Raw genomic sequence first — 17939 nt, forward strand, 5'->3', positions numbered from 1 at the left:
TTCGGAGGGCAATGGAACGGCAGCTTTATCTCGATAATCGGTGCAGGCTGTTTGCGTAACCGGCTTTTTCCGGTTTCGTGGTGGCAACCGCCAAATACGCCAATAAGGCGTCGATCGTGAAGAACTCGCTTTCAGGCAGTTTGCTGCGGTGTTGGTCGGCTCTGGAACGTGAACAGTAGTGCGGCGAACAGACACAAAAGTTGCCTGAACCATCGCAGCAGGAGGGAGAAGTTGTATCCGGCGGCGGCCAGAACGGCATTGACGGCATCGCCCTGTTCGCCAGCGAGATAATTCCGGTCCATTCTGTGTTCGCTCTTGAGGTGTCCAATGACCGGTTCGACCGCCGATCGTCGTCGCATCTGGCGTTTTATGGCGGGCGTGATGCGGCGCTTCTGGCCGCTGGTGAAGACCCTCAGCTTGTGACTTTCGGGAGCATTATGGCCGCGGTATCCAGCATCGGCCAAAATGCGGGAGAGCTCGTTGCCGATCATCTTTTCCATATCCGGAATGACGGTCGCGAGCGTGTGGCCGTCGTAAGGATTGCCGGGCAGCGCGGTCGCGTGCAGGGCGAACTGCCCGCCCTTTGAACGGTTCAGTGTCGTGGCCACGGACACCTTCACTCCGAACTCATAGGGCTTGTGCGCCTTGCCTTTACCAATGCACTCGACTTCGTCGGCATGCAGGCTGTAGATCTTGCGGCCACGCTGACGTTGCCGCTGCGCGATGACCGTTTTTGCCTGATAGAGCGACCATTTGAAGATCGCGTCGAGTTGTTCGTCGCCGGCGATCTGACGCTCGATGTCGCGAACGGTCCGGCCGAGATAGGTCTTCAACTTGCGCAGCGCCTTGCCGGCCCGTTTGAATTGCTTCGCATGCGCGTAGCGCTGGTGCTGGATCAGGGCGAATTTACCGACCCGAATGTAGGTCTGGCGCAGGTCGAGCCCCATTTTCTTCGCCAGCCGCACCAGCCGTTCGCGCGCCCGGTGAATAAGCTTGGCATCCGTCGGGAACATGACGTTCTTCGGTTGAACGGTCGTGTCGACGGTCACCTGCCGCGTATCCTGCGGCTTCATCGCGCCTGTCTTGACTGCCACGGCCAGGCTCTCCTGCAAGAGCGCGCCGATCCGCGCCTCGCCCATGCGCTGCCGCCAGCGCGTCATCGAGGAGCGGTCGAACGATAGTTCGTGCCGAAAGAACTCCTCGCCGCACAGGTACTGAAAGTAGGGGTTCTCCACCCAGCGCTCGCACAGCGCCTCGTCCGACAGGTTGAACGTGTGCTTCAGAATGGCCAGCCCCGCCATCAGCCGCGTCGGCAAGGGCGGCATGCCCGCTCCGTCCGAATACACCGTCCCAAAGCGGGCTTCCAACACAGGCCAGTCGATAGCCTGCGCCAGACGCACCAGTTCGTGCTTCATATTGATGATCTGGTCGAGCCGGGATCGGAATAAATCCTGTTCACCCGTTTGGCGCCGTTCGCGTGGTTTACCCATTCCTGGCTCTCCGATTCACCGCGATAAACCCAGTGAATCACGCTTCGCCAACCAGGCAAACCTCAAACTGATATTGCAAGGAAACAGCCTGTTCGGCGGCCGTTTCCTGCAATTAGAAGATCTGCAGATCCCTCGATTCCTACGTCAAATCAGCGGCTTCCGAGTTCTTCACGGCCGACTAAGGCATCTCATCCGCTTCTTGCCGCGCCTCCTTGAGGCGATTTGCCGGGTGACACCATAGCCCTTAGTGCAGATCCGATCGTGCATGTGATCGCGTTGGGCCATGGCATTGTCATGGTCGTTGCCGCGTCGTCTCTTCGAGGGAACCAGATTTTGGCGCTGACGGGACAGTGCCGGTCCATGCTTATAGGCCTACGCAACAGGGACCGCCTGACCACCTCGTCCGCAGTTCCCCAAATGAGCAGGGTTGCATACGTCTGACCGGAGAGTGTCGGGCCTATCGATTGTCACAGCCCTGTTGCAACTGCGATCGTATGGGGTATGGCCGATGGGCCACTCTGGGAAAGCTCCTCCTGATGAGGACTACTTGACGGCACCACCCAGAGAGAACCCTGCCCTAAACTGGCGGGACATACCCACGAACAGGATAATGACCGGCAGTGAATAAATAATGGAGTAGGCCGCAATCGTTCCGTAGTCGATCGAGTTTGAACCCATGAAACCGAACAAGCGCACTGGAGCGGGCTGGTATGCGAGGCTGTTGATCAGAACGACCGGCAAAAGGAAGTTTCCCCAGGCGTTGACGAACCCGAAGATCGCCGCTGAAGCAAGACCAGGTTTTGTCAGCGGGAAAATCACCTTGCGCAAAATCTGCAGATTGCTCGCCTGTTCAAGCGAGGCTGCCTCCTCGAGCTCCGTTGGTATGGCGTCGATAAAGTTCTTCAACTGATAGATCTGAAACGGAATGGCGGTCACAGCGAGCAGAATACCGGTGGGAATAATGGACAGCCATCCAAGTATCGAGAACAGCTTGTAAACCGGCACGATGAGAATGGAGATCGGGACCCCGGACAGGAACAGAACTGTCAGCAGCAGAGGATTCTTGAATGGGATGTTGTGTTTTGAGAACACATATGCGGCTATGAAAGCCGCGGCCGTTCCGACCACTGTGGCGACAATCGATATGATGAAACTATTCCCAAACGCGGCAAGATTGGCAGCCTCAACGGCCTCCACGTAATGCGCGATCGTGAAATTCGGCGCCTGCAACTGGTTGGTCGCATTGCCGTCGACCGAGGCGAGGATCATCCACAACATCGGCAGCGCAAAAAAGGCGGCAAGGATGATGGCGGTGGAATTACTGATAACCCGACCAGTGGTGATGCTTGCGGGTTTGTTGACCTTCAGTCCAGGCGGTGGACTGGAAGCACGCTCGGCTGATACTGTCTGCATTACAATCACATCCTTCAAGTAAGGTCTCGGAGGCATTCACGGAGGGATGCCGATATTATCGTCGGGACTTGGTAGCCCACACGAACATGCCGCCGAGAACCGCCGACAGCAGCACCATCACATTGCCAAGGAGAGCCGCGTATCCGAGGTTATGGAACTTGAAGCCCTGCAAATACGTGTATACCGGCAGGATGTTAGTGTCGTTGCCCGGTCCCCCGCCTGTCATCAGATATATCAACGTGAAGTTGCCGAATGTCATCAGCATCATCAGCAGGGCGCAGGTCACAATGGTCGACTTCAACATCGGCAATGTTATCCGCATCAGGGTCTGAGCGGAGGATGCACCCTCAAGTTTTGCCGCTTCTGTAAGATCGCCGGGAATATTGCGGAGCGCGGCCGAGAACATGGTCATGGCAAGGCCCGCCAGGGACCAGGCGTTGGCTGTCGAGACCACCAGCATGGCGTGGTCGTACAAGAGATCGAGGCGCATGTTGCCAGTCAGCATTGCGAGAAGCCCGGACTGCGTGCTTGTCGCCATCCAAAGAAAGGCAATTGTTGTCGGAGGCAGGGTCCAGGCAAGGATAGCCATGGCGCTGCTGAACCACCTGATGGGAGCCAAACAATCCTGAAGCGCGATGGACAGGACAAGACCAAGCAGTGTGGTAGCGATCGCACCTGACCCCACGACAAATACGACCGTAAGCCAGAGCGATTTATAAAAGACCGCGTCCTTGAGGAGGAAGGCGACATTGGCGAGACCCGTGAAGCGGTAGTTGAAGGCATGAATTCCAATTAACTGTAGATTGGTGAAGCCGAGATAAATCGCATACAGAACGGGGCCCAAAAAAAGCGTGCAAAGAAGTATCGCGGCCGGCGAGAGCAATACGAAGCTGATGGGATCCACGCGTGGCCGGTCCAGGCGTACCCGCGCGGTCACCTGGGCGACCGGATTACCGTGCCCCTGGGGGCCGGTTGCTGTAACCGACCCCTGGTTGGCTCCTGATGAGAGCGTAGAACTCAAGGCAATTTCTCCAGGTTCTCTTCTCCAACCTGGGTCGCCATGTAGGACCGCAGAATTTCGACGCCTTCGTCGATCGTCGTTTCAGGCTTCAGGATCATCGCCTGGGTCGCCTGCTGGAAAGCGTTACCCCAGATCGGGAACTCCGGCTGCGAAGGCATGCTTCGCGAAGTTGCTCCCAGGTCCGCAAAGGCCTTCTGGAAGGGCGGCCGACTCAGAGAAAGATAAGCCGGATCGGTGCTCAACTCTGTCGTCGGCGGTGCAACCGCCACCCAGGCTGCGATGTTCAGGAGATTCTTGCCTTGCTGCATGATATCGATTGCCGACCAGGCAAGATCCGGATCAGAAGGGTCCTTGGACATGGACAGAACCACGCCGTTGAAGCTTGCCCCAATTCCGGGAGCTTGGCCTTCGGATGTCGGTATCGTGGCGAAACCGATGGTTTCTTCCTTGTCGTCCCAGCAGGGTGCGCAGATATCCTTGCCCCAAAATACCGGTATCCAGTTGCCGGTAAGCGTGATGCCGAATTTATGATCAAATAGGGCCTGTGCCGGGTGCGTCGCACCGTTGGCATCCATGATCTGTGAGGTAGGCGCGAGGAGACCTTCCGCTGCTGCGGTCTTGTAAAAATTGAGGACCTCGCGAATACCCTTGCTATCGACAACCCATTTTTTGGATTCCGTGTTATAGATCGTCGGCGTGCTTGAGGCGGAAAGGAGGAGGCCTGGGCCGGCGACAACGCCGAAGGTTCCCTGCGCGGTACCGGTGATGACATAGAGCGGTGACGCGTCAGGCGACGACTTCTTGATCGCGCGAGCGGCGTCTAGAATTTCGTTCCAACTCTTGGGACTCCAGTCCTTCGGCAATCCGGCCTTCTCGGTCAGAGTCCGGTCAAAAAGCATGCCGTATGTGTTGATCCCCTGGGCAACCGAGTAAACATGGCCGTCATACTTTCCGGATGCTTTCACGGCGTCTGGCGTACCCTTCCACCATGGCGCATTTGCGACCTTGTCGTCCAGCGGCTCGAGCAGACCACCGCCGGCAAACTGTCCGACGTTAATGTCGAAATACTGGACGATGTCCGGTTTGGTGTCGGGCGAGTTGTAGAGGAGGCTGAGCTTGGTGATGAAATCGTCATAGGTACCGGGGACCGGGATCAATTCCATCGTATCGCCCGGATGAGCCGCTTCAAACTGCTGCTTCACATCCGCAAACCATTTCTCGGCGAGCTTAGGATCGGCAAAAGTCCAGTTCAAACTGAAGGCCACTTTGATGTTGGCGGCCTCGGCCGTGTGCACTGAGGCGGCCGAAAATCCTGCTGCGGCAAGCAAGCCTGCCAAAGCAATGTTGCGGAACGAACGATTGACGGCTCTTGCAATCGTCAGTCCGCCCAAGCGAAGGCGCGGTGAAATGCTCTCGCGATTTCCTGTCGCACGATCACCAAGTCCAGGTTTCCGCTTATCACGGGATGCATTTCCAACTCGGTATTCCGACATAAACTTTTCTCCCAGTTTATTATGCGTTCCGGTTAGTTGTGGATTGCCGACGAAGTCTTCAGGCTCGCTCCAGTCCCTGCATCGAAGAAGTGGAGATCTGTCGGATCAAAGACCAAATCGACCGTCTCTCCGCGCTTTACGGGAGCAAAGCTCGGAAATCTGGAATTCACTTCAGTTCCCTCGACGTCGACTAGGACGAAGGTGTCAGAGCCTGTCGTCTCAAGTGACGTCACGGTGCCAGTGATTTTTTCGGTGCATCTTGAAGGGGCGTCCTTCACCCATTGAATTTCGTCTGGTCGAATGCCCAATTCGATCTTGTCGGCAAGTCGATCCCTAGCAAAGTGACGTCCCTCCATGGTGAAAGTCGTGCCAAAGCAGCGCACTCTCACCATGTCGCCATCGAGGCTAACCTTGGCCGGCAGGATATTCATTCGAGGAGACCCGATGAACGTACCGACAACCTTGTTCGCTGGTGCTCGATAAAGTTCCGCCGGTGCTGCAACCTGGAGGATCCGGCCATGATCAAAAACAGCGATCCGATGCCCCATCGTCATGGCTTCAACCTGGTCATGCGTGACATAGACAGCTGTAACGCCCAACTTACGTTGCAACTCGGCGATCTCAGTGCGCATCTGAGTCCGCAGACTGGCATCGAGATTGGACAAGGGCTCATCAAGAAGGAAGATGCGCGGTCGACGAATCATCGAGCGCGCCAGCGCCACGCGCTGGCGCTGTCCACCCGAAAGTTCGCTTGGATAGCGATTCAGTAGCGATTGAAGCCCCACAAGACTCGCCACCCTTTCAATACTAGCGGCGACATCAGGTTTCGGTTCATGTCGAATCTCCGGACCAAAGGCCAGATTCTGGCGGACCGTCATATGCGGATAAAGTGCGTAGCTTTGGAAAACCATCGAAACGTTTCGGCGCCCGGGCGGTGTCAGCGTGACATCCTCATTCCCGAGCCGAATCTGGCCATATGTCGGGGTTTCTAGCCCAGCGAGCATTCGAAGGGTCGTAGTTTTCCCGCACCCCGAAGGTCCGACGAATACCATGAACTCACCATCTTTGATTTCGAGATTCAGGTCCTCGATAGCGTTGTAGTTGCCAAACTGCTTCCAGACATTTTCAAACGTGACGGAAGTCATAAGCTCTCCTTCGGTGGTCACGCAGATGTTCGTCTTGCAGATGAGACTGCGTGAACCAACGAGCAATGTGACTCCCGGAGCGCTTGCAGATGAGTGCTCACCGTGCATCGCTATATTGTCCAAGACCCAGCGCTTCTCGCCCTCATCTGCTCTTGATTAATGGCAGTGAACATTATGATCCATAATAGTGTCAAGAGGATCATGTGATCCAAGCATGATTTTTGTGTTGTTTGTGAAATTGCCAATCAGCTTCGCTTACGATCTGGCGGCCCGCCGCGGGCGGTGATTTCACGTCTGGATGGCGGCCCGTCGCAATGAGGTCTTGAGCGATGCTTGCGCACTGCGGTCTGTCGGAAGCCGCTGGCCGGTATGGTGATCCGTGGATCAGGTCGAAATCTGATGAATGAGCACTATCTGGCGGCGAAAGCCGGCGTTCAAACGAAGTTTGACATCTGGACGAGGAGGTCGTGACGATCAGCGGAAAAAAGCACTGACGGAACAATCGCGCCGCAAACTCGCATCTGCCCCTGCGAAGCGGGGGTGTGGCTGAAGCAACGGTTTCGCTCGTCAGACGCGCCGACGGGCTGGGAGATGTAGTCGTTAGATATTTATACGAGGAGGTGCGTAGATGTGCCGTTGAAAGTGCTCGCAGATTTATAGTCGATCGATCGCGCAAAGCCAGCGCCAAGCGGTCTATTTGTATCGGGGTGAATTCAGCCGTTGCTGATATCTAGGTCAGCATCAAAGCGAAAATCCCGTTTCTGGATCACATGATCCACTTGACAGTAAGTTGGATCATAGTGTTCATTACCGTTGATCGAGATTGGATCGAGAGCAACAAAAGTTGGTTCTTGGCTTAAGAGCTATGTTGTTGGAGGTAACCATCTGCAGGCGCTCCGCTTCTGGCTTCTTATCGGGGGGCGAATATTTGCAGGCAGGTCTGCCATGTGCAGCGCATGGTGAAGGCTGATGGATCGTTCATGTCGACGGCCTGGGGAAATGCTGAGATGTGCCGCCTCTCCCTGCAATCCCACATAAGCCATCCCGGCGCCGGGGCGCGAGACAGATCATGGAGAGGAAAGACGATGAGTGAGCCAAAATTCCGTGTCATGCATACCATGGTGCGGGTGAAGGACCTTGAAAGGTCGATCGATTTCTACACGCGTCTGCTGGGGATGCAGTTGTTGCGCAAGTTGGAATATCCCGAAGGCAAATTCACACTCGCCTTTGTGGGCTACGGTCCGGAAGACACCCATGCGGTCATCGAGCTGACCTACAATTGGGATCAGGATACTCCTTACGACCTCGGCTCCGGCTACGGCCACATCGCGCTTGGCGTGAGGAACATCTACGGCATATGTGAGGAGTTGGAAGCGAATGGCGCTCGGATCCCCCGTCCCGCCGGGCCGATGAAGCACGGGACCACCGTGATCGCCTTCGTCGAGGATCCGGACGGGTACAGGATTGAGCTGATCGACCTCGACACCATGAGCTAGTCGTCGTTCGGATTCAGCAGTTCTAGTAATCCAGCTGATGTGCATGGACACCGGCTGCTGCGCGCAAGACGGAGACGCCTCGCGTGTCAAGCGGGCGAAGCGCTCGCGTTCAAATAACTCTCGTAAATCGGAGATCTGGAAAGATGAAAGTGGCAAACGAGGCGGGGATTATTTTGGTTGCCCCCCACCGCTTCCCCAACCTGAACAGGGAACGTGCACTGGCCGAGGTCTTCGGACTTGAGATGGTGGTCGCGGAGGATCAGGCGTCATTCCGCAGTCGCATGGCCGAGGCGGAGGTGGTAATGGTCACACCCTATGCCAGGATGACCGTAGAGGAGTTTAAGTTGTTACGACGCTGTAAGGCCGTTGTGCGTTATGGCGTCGGCTACGATAACATTGACGTAGCAGCCGCATCGCGGGTGGGGGTGCCGGTGACAATTGTTCCCGACACCGCTTCCGAGGAAGTCGCGTCGCATGCGCTCGCAATGGGATTGAATCTGGCGCGGCGGATTCCGCAGGGCCAGTCGGCTATTCGTGCGGGCGAGTGGGCTGGAGTCATTGGTCTCGATACGCCCAAACTGTCGCGCCTGCAGGTTGGTGTTGTCGGAATGGGCCGGATTGGACGACTGGTCGCGAAATGGTGGGCCGCTATCGGAGCGAAAGTCCATGCATTCGACCCTCTCGCGACGTTCTCGGAGGTTCCTGCAGTCACGTTGAAACAAGTCCTGGAGGAATCGGATGTCGTCTCTCTTCACGTGCCTCTCAGTGAGCAAACACGCCACCTCATTTCAGCCGAGGTGCTGGAGCGTATGCGGTCCAACGCAGTGATAGTGAACGTTTCGCGTGGCGGTCTGATTGATGAGGAAGCGTTGGCGGCGGCTCTTCGTGCCGGCGTAATCGCCGGCGCAGGACTAGACACATTTGCGCAGGAACCATTGCCCGCCAACCATCCACTCCGTGACGCGCCCAATACGGTGTTCACGCCGCATGTCGCCTGGCGCTCCAACACTTCTCTGGATGCTTTGCAAGAGCAAGCCGTTGAGAGAGCGCGACGTGCTCTGCTAGGTCAAACGCTTCCGGATATTGTGACCGGCTGATGCTCGCTCGGCTAAGGACCTAGCATGATGCAGTTTCGCGATGATGGCTTGGCGGCAGGTCACAAGCTAGGGCTTAATGGGCTATAGACCATGGGTTCCCGGCCGCGACAGGTGGCGACTTCATAGCGGAACTAGTTCTTCTGTGGTTGCACCCGAGAGAATGTATTTGCTGTTAATGGTCAAATACATGATGGCTCACGATTCCCGGCTTTCAGCGTGAACCGTATCCCGATCCCGATGATCAATGAAGTGGGTCGACTAGCTGAAAGACCAAACGGGATTTTTATGGCTGTCAAAGCGAGACACCGGTTCCCGCACGGTAAAAAGGAAGAGATTCATGAAAATACTTGTGACGGTGAAACGGGTGGTTGACTACAACGTCAAGATCCGCGTGAAGGCGGACGGCTCGGGCGTTGAGCTCGCCAACGTGAAGATGTCGATGAACCCGTTCGACGAAATCTCGGTCGAAGAGGCGCTGAGATTGAAGGAAGCCGGCAAGGCGGACGAGGTGGTCGTCGTCTCCATCGGTCCGGCCAAGGCCGAAGAGACGCTCAGGACCGCGCTAGCCATGGGCGCCGACCGCGCCATCCTCGTCGAGACCGAGGACCAGGTCGAGCCGCTCGCCGTCGCCAAGATCGTCAAGGGTGTGGCGCAAGCCGAACAGCCGGGGCTGATCATCGTCGGCAAGCAGGCGATCGACGACGATTCGAACCAGACCGGCCAGATGCTGTCGGCGCTGCTTGGCTGGGCCCAAGGCACCTTTGCCTCCAAGGTCGAGATCGGTGACGGCAAGGCAACCGTGACGCGCGAAGTCGACGGCGGCCTGCAGACGATCGACATCAAGCTGCCGGCGGTGGTCACCACCGACCTGCGCCTGAACGAGCCGCGCTACGCCTCGCTGCCAAACATCATGAAGGCGAAGAAGAAGCCGCTCGACAAGAAGACGCCGGCCGATTTCGGCGTCGACACGACGGCGCGCCTCAAGGTGCTGAAGACCGAGGAGCCGTCCGGCCGCAAGGCCGGCATCAAGGTCAAGTCGGTCGCCGAGCTGGTCGAGAAGCTCAAGACCGAAGCCGGCGTGCTGTAAAGTTCAAGGAAAGGGAGACATTCATCATGGCCATTCTGCTTCTGGCTGACCACGACAACACCCACCTTTCCGATCAGACCGCCAAGGCGCTGACCGCCGCTTCCAAGATCGGCGGCGACGTGCATGTGCTGGTCGCCGGCAGCGGCGACCAGGCCGCGGCCGATGAGGCCGCGAAGCTCGCCGGCGTCGCCAAGGTGCTCGTTGCCGACGACGCTTCGCTTGCCAACAACCTCGCCGAACCGCTGGCGGCGCTGATCGTCTCGCTCACCGGCAGCTACGACACCATCGTCGCCGCCGCCACCTCGGTCGGCAAGAACGTCATGCCGCGCGTCGCAGCGCTGCTCGACGTCAGCCAGGTCTCGGAAATCATCGAGGTCGTCTCGGCGGACACCTTCAAGCGGCCGATCTATGCCGGCAATGCCATCCAAACGGTGCAGACGAGCGAAGCCAAGCGCGTCATCACCGTGCGAACCACAGCCTTCCCGTCTGCCTCCCAAGGCAGCACCTCAGCTGTCGTCGAAGAAATCTCGGCGACAGCTTTTTCTTCCGATCTATCCAGGCATGTTTCCGATGCGCTGTCGTCGTCTGACCGTCCGGAACTGACCTCGGCGAAGATCATCATCTCCGGCGGCCGCGCGCTCGGCTCGTCGGAGAAGTTCAAGGAAGTAATCCTGCCGGTGGCCGACAAGCTCGGTGCCGCCGTCGGCGCAAGCCGAGCCGCCGTCGATGCCGGTTACGCCCCGAACGACTGGCAGGTCGGCCAGACCGGCAAGGTCGTCGCGCCCGACCTCTACATCGCCTGCGGCATCTCCGGGGCGATCCAGCATCTCGCCGGCATGAAGGATTCGAAGGTGATCGTCGCGATCAACAAGGACGAGGAGGCGCCGATCTTCCAGGTCGCCGACTACGGCCTCGTCGCCGACCTGTTCGACGTTCTGCCGGAGCTTGAGAAGGCGCTCTGATCGCTGCCGGCCAGCGGCTTGAGGAGATGACGTGACCGAAGCATTAGCATGCAGGCAGATCGGCTATATGATGGTTCGTTCGATAGTGCATGGATGTCGCTACGCGTCCGTCGACCTTGCGCGCTGCGCGACCTGATCAACGCCGCGGGCAACGTTCTCCTTGCCCTGTCGCGACCCAGCGGCGCGGTCGTCGATCGCATCGGCATCGACCGGCTGCTGCCGGGTTGGCGTGAAGACGGGACCATGTGCAGCGCCATATGCACGAACCACGAACCGAAGATAGTGGAGGATGAAGGCACGCTATTCAAATGAGTGTTGCCTCCACTAATGGGTTGGAGGCCCCTCCGACCGGCACCGCCATGTGCCAAGATGGCGATGCTTCACATCACCCAAAAGACAGGAGGCATCCAATCGTCAGTGGAGATCAGTTGATTGTTGTTTCAATTACTTTTTGAGGGGCGTCGGCGCCTTTTGGGAGGATTCGACAGGAGATACTCGCCGGAGTTCACTAGAAAGCGCTCATTCTCGCGAATTCGGCTTTGTGCCACCTCGCCAAGCCTGCTGATAGTCAGGGCGGCAAGGATGTTAGCGATCGCTATTGCGCCTAGTGTGGATTCTGGAAATGCCTGACCGGACGTCTGCGCCACGAAATGCAATGGCCCGGCAAACTTGCTGATGGGTGCCGCGAAGCTGTCGGTGATCGCAATAATTTGCGCCCCCGAACGCGATGCCTTCTCGGTCAACGTGTGTACGAGACGGTTGAAAGGCGCAAAGGTCACCGCTACGAACGCGTCACCAGGCTGGATATCGTCTAGCGCTCCTTCGGGCGCTCCTCCGGGAGTATCCAGCAGAACTATGTTCGGACGAGCTTTTCGCAGGGTGTATGCAAGGGTGTAGGCCGGCGTGAACGCGGTTCGCCGGCCGATGACATAGATGCTGGGGGCACGGGCCAGCAGTTCCACGGCGCTCTCAAGTCGTTCCTCTGACAGATGCGCTCTCGCCTGTTCAACGACGGCTTGCTCGGTTGCAAAGAAGGAATCGACGAAAGCTTTGAGCCCAGTGCTTTTGCCCATTTCGGCGATGAGCGTTTGAGCGCTCAACTCGTTGCGGTGTATGGACTGGCGATCTCGTTGAGGGCGTTCCGGCGTTGTATCGATGAACTGTTGCCGCAATTCGCCGTAACCCGCCAAACCCAATTTTTGAGCCAGCCTGACAAGGCTTACGGGTTGAACCTTCGCCCGCCTCGCAACCTCTCGCATAGAATAGAATGGAATTTCCTCTGCGTTGTTGATGACGTAGTGGGCCGCCTCAACCGTTTGTCCGGAGAGTTCGACGCATTTCTTCTTAATCTGCTCGATCAGGTCTGGTCTCGTCATGGGTCTCTCCGGCAGATCGGCGAGTGCTCGCGTTCTCGAGGCGGATTAATTACCGGTGGTTAGCCGGGCGAAGCAGTAAGTGATTGCCATATTTGGGCACTGTCTGCAATTACTACGGTTCTTGTCCTCGACTGAGGTGGTGTTCGTCCAGAGCAACGTTTCCCCACCTCCCGAAGGCGCGGACATTTGACTGCGACTTACAGTTTCCTCGCTGTTCTATGCGTGTTCGCAGGGGCAGATCTTCAAGATCTCATCAAATACGCTGGCGTCTCGGTATTAGTCACGATCGTTCATGGCGTCATCGTGAACCTGGCCCCAGTTTACTACTGGCTTTTGCCGGCAAACGACGTCGGTGGGTTATCGGCGCTGTGGCGGGCTGATCTCGTCGCTGCGGCAGAGCGGGACGTTGCAGCGGCGGCAAGCGTCGTCAGGCGCCCTATCGCGGCGTCACGACTCCCTTTGAACAGGGTCGCTAAATTCGCGGCCATCTCATCGAGACCGACGACGAGTTTGCGTCCCTTTGCATCCGCCGCCGTATTGGCAACGGCTCCGCCGGGACGCCGCGCGTGATGTCGTAGTTTGGTAGCCAGCTCGGCCCGATTAGGGTCACTTTGATCTTCCTTTCGGGAAGCAACGTCTGACATAGCTGCCGAAATTCAGCGTTCGCAGCAAAACCTGATATACTTTCAGGGCGGTCACCTGGAGGCCCAAGCATGAGCGATCAACTAGTGCGCATATTGCTTGTCGAGGACAACCCGCTCCACGCAAAGTTGATCCAGTGGCTGCTCAACACCGAAATGCAGTTGCGCTGCGAGGTGGTGGCAGTGGACCGCCTGGCCGATGGGCTCGGACAGCTCGAGCGGGGCGTGATTGATCTGGTGCTGCTCGACTTGATCCTGCCGGACAGCCAGGAACTCGAGACGCTTTTCAGAGTCCGCTCGGTCTCGCCTGAAGTCCCTGTGGTGATCCTGACCGGCATGGACGATGTGAAGCTGGCCGCACGCGCGGTCGAAGCCGGCGCCAGCGACTTTCTGCTGAAGACGAGGCTCAACGGCGTCGCGCTCGACCGCGCTATCCGCTACACGCTGGCGCGCAAGCGCGCCCACGGCGGCGAGTGGGACTCGCCGATGCTCCGCCTCGCCCAGCAGCAGTTCCTGAAGGCCGCCCAGTTCATGAATCTGGACGACAACATCCGCCAAAGGCTGCTGTTCCCACAACGTACCCAGATGGTGTCGTTTCCGTTCTTCCGCGACGACCGCGCACAGGTCGAAACCGTGTTTGGCTATCGGGTGCAGCATGTCCTGACCATGGGGCCGACCAAGGGCGGCATTCGGTATCACGAAGATGTCGATCTTGGCGATGTCGCGGCTCTGGCGACCTGGATGACCTGGAAGTGCGCCCTGATGCGCTTACCTTTTGGCGGCGCTAAGGGCGGTGTGCGCGTCGACCCTACCGTTCTTTCGAAAGGCGAACTGCAACGGCTGACCCGGCGCTACACTGCCGAAATCATCGACATCATCGGACCCGACAAGGACATCCCGGCACCCGACATGGGAACCGACGAGCAGGTCATGGCCTGGGTGATGGACACCTACAGCCAGCAGGTTGGCCATGCAGTTCCGGCGGTTGTCACAGGCAAACCGGTGGTGCTCGGGGGCTCGCTTGGACGTAAGGAGGCGACGGGGCGCGGACTGGTCTATGTCATCGAAGCCGCGGCGGAGGCAATCGGGCTGGATTTAGCCCAATCGACCGCCGTGGTGCAGGGCTTCGGCAATGTCGGCAGCTTCGCGGCGCGGTTTCTGGCCGAGGCGGGCGTCAAGATCATCGCGATCAGCGACGTCTCCACCGGGCTCTACAACCCCGCCGGCCTATCAGTGGACACGCTTTTGGAATATGTGGCCAAAAATCGAGTGCTGGCGGGCTTTCCGGATGCGGAGTCGATCTCGAACGCCGAGCTTCTGGAATTGGAATGCGATGTCTTGGTTCTGGCGGCACTGCAAAATCAGGTAACCGCCGAGAACGCTGGGCGGATCAAGTGCCGGTTGCTCGCCGAAGGCGCCAACGGCCCCACGACGCTGGAGGCTGACGAGATCCTCAACGAGCGTGGAGTGCAGATCATCCCCGATATTCTGGGAAATGCCGGCGGAGTGACCGTTTCCTATTTCGAGTGGGTGCAGGGTCTCCAGAACCTGACCTGGAAGCTCGACGAGATCAATCACCGGCTCAAGGCGATCTTGCTGGATGCGTTCGTGCGCACGCGTCGCCGTGCGCAAGATGAACAGCTGGATCTGCGTACGGCTGCCTTGATCGAGGGGATCGCCCGCGTGACCGAAGCCAAGTTGCTGCGCGGCCTGTTCCCATAACGGCATCCGGAAAAATCCCATCCCGCCGAGGAGGGACCACTGATGACCAAGACCGGCGCCGAGTACCCAGTTGCGGCGCAACTCGAAGCTGCCCGGACCGCACAGACGCTGGCAGAGGCGGCGCACGACAGGCTCCTGGACGGGATCGAATCCGCGCTGGAGGGGTTCGTTCTCTATGATGCCGACGACCGCATGGTCGCGTTCAACACCCGCTTCAGGGAGCTCTTCGCCCCTGCGGGTCTTACGGTGGAAATCGGAATGCGGTTCGAGGACCTGATCCGCTCTGCCGCAGAGAAGGAGTTGGTCCCATTGGGCGAACTCACCATAGAGGCGTGGGTCGCGCAACGCCTGATGCGGCACCGCAATCCCGGTCCGCCGTTCAAGCTCAGGCTCAACAACGGTATGTGGATTCGAATTAGTGAAGGCCGGACCCGTGATGGCGGCATGGTCGGCGCCTATACCGACATTACCGAGCTTGAGGAGCAGCGCGAGCATCTCGAGCGCCTGGTCGCGACAACAGAAGCCGCAACTTCGCGCGCCACAGCGGCCCGCAGGCAGCTTCTGGACGCCTTAGAGTCGGCGTTGGAAGGCTTCGCTCTCTTCAACGCCGACGATCAGCTGGTGGTGTACAATTCGCGGTACCGAGACCTGTTCTGGCCGGGACGTGCCCTATTTCCTGAGGAGCCTATTCTTGAAACACCGGGACCACGGTTTGAGGACCTGGCCCGCGCTTTCTCGGAAAGCGGGGAGATGGACCTGGGAGGCGTGACCGTCGACGAGTGGGTGGCGCGGCGCATGGGGCGTCACCGCAACCCGATCGGCCCTTTCAAGATCGTCCGCAAGGATGGCGTGGCCATCCGCATAAGCGAGTACAAGACAAGTGACGGGGGAACGGTATGCGTGTATTCCGATATCACCGAACTTGAGGAGCACCGCCATCGTCTCGAGGAACTCGTTGCCAAGCGCACGGCCAAGCTGGAGCAGCGCACGGAGCAACTGCGCAAGTCCCGTGAGGAACTCGAGCAGGCCAACATTGCCAAAAGAGAGTTCCTCGCGAACATGAGTCACGAGATCCGCACGCCCATGAACGGCGTGATCGGCATGGCCGAACTGCTCGAAGGCACCGAGCTTTCTGAACAGCAGCACAGATACGTCTCAATAATCCTCCACTCCGCCGACACGCTGATGAACCTGATCAACGACATTCTCGACTTTTCGAAGATCGAGGCTGGTCGGTTGGAACTCGAGACGATCCCGTTCCTGCTGCGCGACACATTGGGCGACACATTGCAGACGCTTGCCAAACGCGCCGCCGACAAGGGCCTCGAACTTGCCTGCCACATTCCCCCCGAAGTGCCGGACCATTTGGTCGGAGACCCGACGCGACTGCGGCAGATCATCGTCAATCTTATCGGCAATGCCATCAAGTTCACAGAGACCGGCGAAGTGGTGGTCGATGTCACACTGGAAGGGCCGACAGAGAACGGGGCACGCCTTGAGTTCCGGGTGCGCGACACGGGCATCGGCATCCCGAAGGCGCAGCAAGAGCGGATCTTCGAGGCTTTCGCCCAAGCCGATACCTCGACGACGCGGCAATATGGCGGCACCGGGCTCGGCCTGGCGATCGCTGCGCAACTTGCCGAGAAGATGGGCGGTCGGATGCAACTCGAGAGCAAGCCGGGCGTCGGCAGCGTCTTCACCTTCGCTGCCGATTTCGGGCTTGCGCCGGAGGCAGCGAAGGCACAGCCGGCGCGCGAGGCGGAGTTGCGCGGCCGGCGCGCACTGCTGGTCGACGACAACGCCACCAATCGCCAGATTCTCGAGGAGATCGTCGTCAACTGGGGCATGATCCCGATCGTCGCCTCCGACGGGGCGGCGGCGCTGAGTGCACTGGAACAGGCCGCCGGCGCCCTACCGGATCTCGCTCTTCTCGATGTGATGATGCCCGAGATGAATGGGTTCGAACTTGCGGCACACATTCGACAGCGCCCGGATCTCAAGGAGATCCGGATCGTGATGATGTCGTCCGCCGGCCGGCCGAGCGATGAGGCGCTGCTTCGCGAACTGGGTATCTCCAGGCTGCTGGTGAAGCCGATCAAACAGTCCGATCTCCTGAACGCCATCACCAACGCGCTTGGCGTCTCGATGCGGGATGACGCGGGCGAGGGCGCCGCCAGGCCTGCGCGCCCGAGGACGGCACCGCCGCTTAATGTGCTGCTTGCCGAGGACGGGGCGGTCAACCGGCAGGTCGCGTTCGATCTTTTGACGAAGCGCGGCCATCGGGTAGAAGCTGTGGGAAACGGTCAAGAGGCGGTCGAAGCGGTCGAACGTGGCGGTTACGACCTAGTACTGATGGATGTGCACATGCCGGTGATGGATGGGCTTGCCGCCACGGCTGCGATCCGCGCGCTGGCTCGGCCCGAGAGCGCCCGTGTGCCGATCATCGCGCTAACCGCAAGCGCAACGCCGGCCGACCGCGAGCGCTGTCTCGCGGCGGGAATGGACGGTTACGTGACGAAGCCGTTCCGCGCCACCGATCTGTTCCGCGTCGTCGAACGGTACGAACCAACGCCGGCATCGGCTCCGGCCGGGCCATCAACCGCTGTCGCAGAGCATTTGGCGGCTGCAGAAGTATCCGTGCTGGACTGGGAAGGCGCCCTGCGCAATCTTGACGGCGACGAGGCGCTCTTGCGCGAGTTGGCGGCAATGTTCCTTGCCGAATACCCGAAACTGACAGCTGCAATCGACGCGGCGCATGCCAGCGGCAATGCCGCGGAATTACGGCGCGCAGCCCATACCTTGAAAGGCTCGGCGGAGGTGATCGGCGCGGACGGGGTGGGGGTTGCGGCACAACGGCTCGCGGATTTAGGCCGCGAGGGCAAGCTCGCACCCGTTCAAGAAGGCCGGCGTGCGCTGGCTGCGGAGCTGGATCGCTTGCAGCCGCTGCTGCTCAAGCGATCGACGTCAGACGGCGAGTAGAGCGTTTCGGTGGCAGT

The 17939-nt window shown here is 59.0% G+C and carries 13 protein-coding genes; 7 read left to right on the plus strand and 6 right to left on the minus strand.

The window, feature by feature from the left end; genetic code table 11:
* Positions 1–131: 131 nt before the first annotated feature.
* The 5 genes from QM996_RS32340 to QM996_RS32360 all read right to left on the minus strand — a co-directional run bounded on the left by QM996_RS32340 (position 132) and on the right by QM996_RS32360 (position 6562).
* Complete coding sequence (locus QM996_RS32340) at positions 132–1490, minus strand: IS5-like element ISRsp18 family transposase (RefSeq protein ID WP_334141523.1); 1359 nt, start codon at positions 1488–1490, stop codon at positions 132–134.
* A gap of 543 nt (positions 1491–2033) precedes the next feature.
* Positions 2034–2903 (minus strand): carbohydrate ABC transporter permease, encoded by an 870-nt coding sequence (locus QM996_RS32345; protein ID WP_334141549.1) that lies wholly within the window; start codon positions 2901–2903, stop codon positions 2034–2036.
* A gap of 55 nt (positions 2904–2958) precedes the next feature.
* The gene (locus QM996_RS32350) at positions 2959–3924 is read right to left on the minus strand and encodes a carbohydrate ABC transporter permease (RefSeq protein ID WP_500270536.1); all 966 of its coding nucleotides are present in this window, start codon (positions 3922–3924) and stop codon (positions 2959–2961) included.
* Complete coding sequence (locus QM996_RS32355; RefSeq protein ID WP_334141554.1) at positions 3921–5417, minus strand: extracellular solute-binding protein; 1497 nt, start codon at positions 5415–5417, stop codon at positions 3921–3923. Before QM996_RS32355 ends, QM996_RS32350 begins: the two co-directional genes overlap by 4 nt.
* 32 nt (positions 5418–5449) lie before the next feature.
* On the minus strand, positions 5450–6562 hold the full coding sequence (locus tag QM996_RS32360; RefSeq protein ID WP_334141557.1) for an ABC transporter ATP-binding protein: 1113 nt from the start codon (positions 6560–6562) through the stop codon (positions 5450–5452).
* Between the two features lie 1085 nt (positions 6563–7647).
* Here QM996_RS32360 and gloA point away from each other — a divergent pair.
* The 5 genes from gloA to QM996_RS32385 all read left to right on the plus strand — a co-directional run bounded on the left by gloA (position 7648) and on the right by QM996_RS32385 (position 11516).
* Positions 7648–8058, plus strand: a complete 411-nt coding sequence (gloA, locus tag QM996_RS32365; protein ID WP_334141559.1) for a lactoylglutathione lyase — start codon at positions 7648–7650, stop codon at positions 8056–8058.
* A gap of 143 nt (positions 8059–8201) precedes the next feature.
* On the plus strand, positions 8202–9155 hold the full coding sequence (locus QM996_RS32370) for a C-terminal binding protein (protein ID WP_334141562.1): 954 nt from the start codon (positions 8202–8204) through the stop codon (positions 9153–9155).
* 337 nt (positions 9156–9492) lie between these two features.
* Positions 9493–10242, plus strand: coding sequence for an electron transfer flavoprotein subunit beta/FixA family protein (locus QM996_RS32375; protein WP_334141565.1), 750 nt, complete (start codon positions 9493–9495; stop codon positions 10240–10242).
* Positions 10243–10268: 26 nt separating this feature from the next.
* Positions 10269–11204: an electron transfer flavoprotein subunit alpha/FixB family protein gene (locus tag QM996_RS32380; protein ID WP_334141567.1), complete on the plus strand. Its 936-nt coding sequence runs from the start codon at positions 10269–10271 to the stop codon at positions 11202–11204.
* Positions 11205–11252: 48 nt separating this feature from the next.
* A complete protein-coding gene (locus tag QM996_RS32385; protein ID WP_500270537.1) occupies positions 11253–11516 on the plus strand; it encodes a hypothetical protein in 264 nt (87 codons plus the stop codon).
* Between the two features lie 128 nt (positions 11517–11644).
* Here the strand turns inward: QM996_RS32385 and QM996_RS32390 are convergent, their stop codons facing one another.
* Positions 11645–12580 carry a MurR/RpiR family transcriptional regulator gene (locus QM996_RS32390; RefSeq protein WP_334141571.1) on the minus strand — a complete coding sequence of 312 codons (936 nt, stop codon included), beginning with the start codon at positions 12578–12580 and terminating at the stop codon, positions 11645–11647.
* Positions 12581–13293: 713 nt separating this feature from the next.
* Between QM996_RS32390 and QM996_RS32395 the strand changes: the two genes are divergently transcribed.
* On the plus strand, positions 13294–14943 hold the full coding sequence (locus QM996_RS32395; protein ID WP_334141573.1) for a Glu/Leu/Phe/Val dehydrogenase dimerization domain-containing protein: 1650 nt from the start codon (positions 13294–13296) through the stop codon (positions 14941–14943).
* A gap of 42 nt (positions 14944–14985) precedes the next feature.
* On the plus strand, positions 14986–17922 hold the full coding sequence (locus tag QM996_RS32400) for a hybrid sensor histidine kinase/response regulator (protein ID WP_334141576.1): 2937 nt from the start codon (positions 14986–14988) through the stop codon (positions 17920–17922).
* Positions 17923–17939 lie beyond the last annotated feature (17 nt).

The sequence above is a fragment of the Sinorhizobium chiapasense genome (assembly GCF_045277575.1).
Classification (GTDB): Bacteria; Pseudomonadota; Alphaproteobacteria; order Rhizobiales; family Rhizobiaceae; genus Ensifer; species Ensifer chiapasense_A.

Excerpts from the sequence above, each read along its gene's own strand:
- QM996_RS32340 (WP_334141523.1), bottom strand. The coding sequence starts at position 1,490 with ATGGGTAAACCACGCGAACGGCGCCAAACGGGTGAACAGGATTTATTC.
- QM996_RS32345 (WP_334141549.1), bottom strand. The coding sequence starts at position 2,903 with ATGCAGACAGTATCAGCCGAGCGTGCTTCCAGTCCACCGCCTGGACTG.
- QM996_RS32355 (WP_334141554.1), bottom strand. The coding sequence starts at position 5,417 with ATGTCGGAATACCGAGTTGGAAATGCATCCCGTGATAAGCGGAAACCT.
- QM996_RS32360 (WP_334141557.1), bottom strand. The coding sequence starts at position 6,562 with ATGACTTCCGTCACGTTTGAAAATGTCTGGAAGCAGTTTGGCAACTAC.
- gloA (WP_334141559.1), top strand. The coding sequence starts at position 7,648 with ATGAGTGAGCCAAAATTCCGTGTCATGCATACCATGGTGCGGGTGAAG.
- QM996_RS32370 (WP_334141562.1), top strand. The coding sequence starts at position 8,202 with ATGAAAGTGGCAAACGAGGCGGGGATTATTTTGGTTGCCCCCCACCGC.
- QM996_RS32375 (WP_334141565.1), top strand. The coding sequence starts at position 9,493 with ATGAAAATACTTGTGACGGTGAAACGGGTGGTTGACTACAACGTCAAG.
- QM996_RS32380 (WP_334141567.1), top strand. The coding sequence starts at position 10,269 with ATGGCCATTCTGCTTCTGGCTGACCACGACAACACCCACCTTTCCGAT.
- QM996_RS32385 (WP_500270537.1), top strand. The coding sequence starts at position 11,253 with ATGCAGGCAGATCGGCTATATGATGGTTCGTTCGATAGTGCATGGATG.
- QM996_RS32390 (WP_334141571.1), bottom strand. The coding sequence starts at position 12,580 with ATGACGAGACCAGACCTGATCGAGCAGATTAAGAAGAAATGCGTCGAA.
- QM996_RS32395 (WP_334141573.1), top strand. The coding sequence starts at position 13,294 with ATGAGCGATCAACTAGTGCGCATATTGCTTGTCGAGGACAACCCGCTC.
- QM996_RS32400 (WP_334141576.1), top strand. The coding sequence starts at position 14,986 with ATGACCAAGACCGGCGCCGAGTACCCAGTTGCGGCGCAACTCGAAGCT.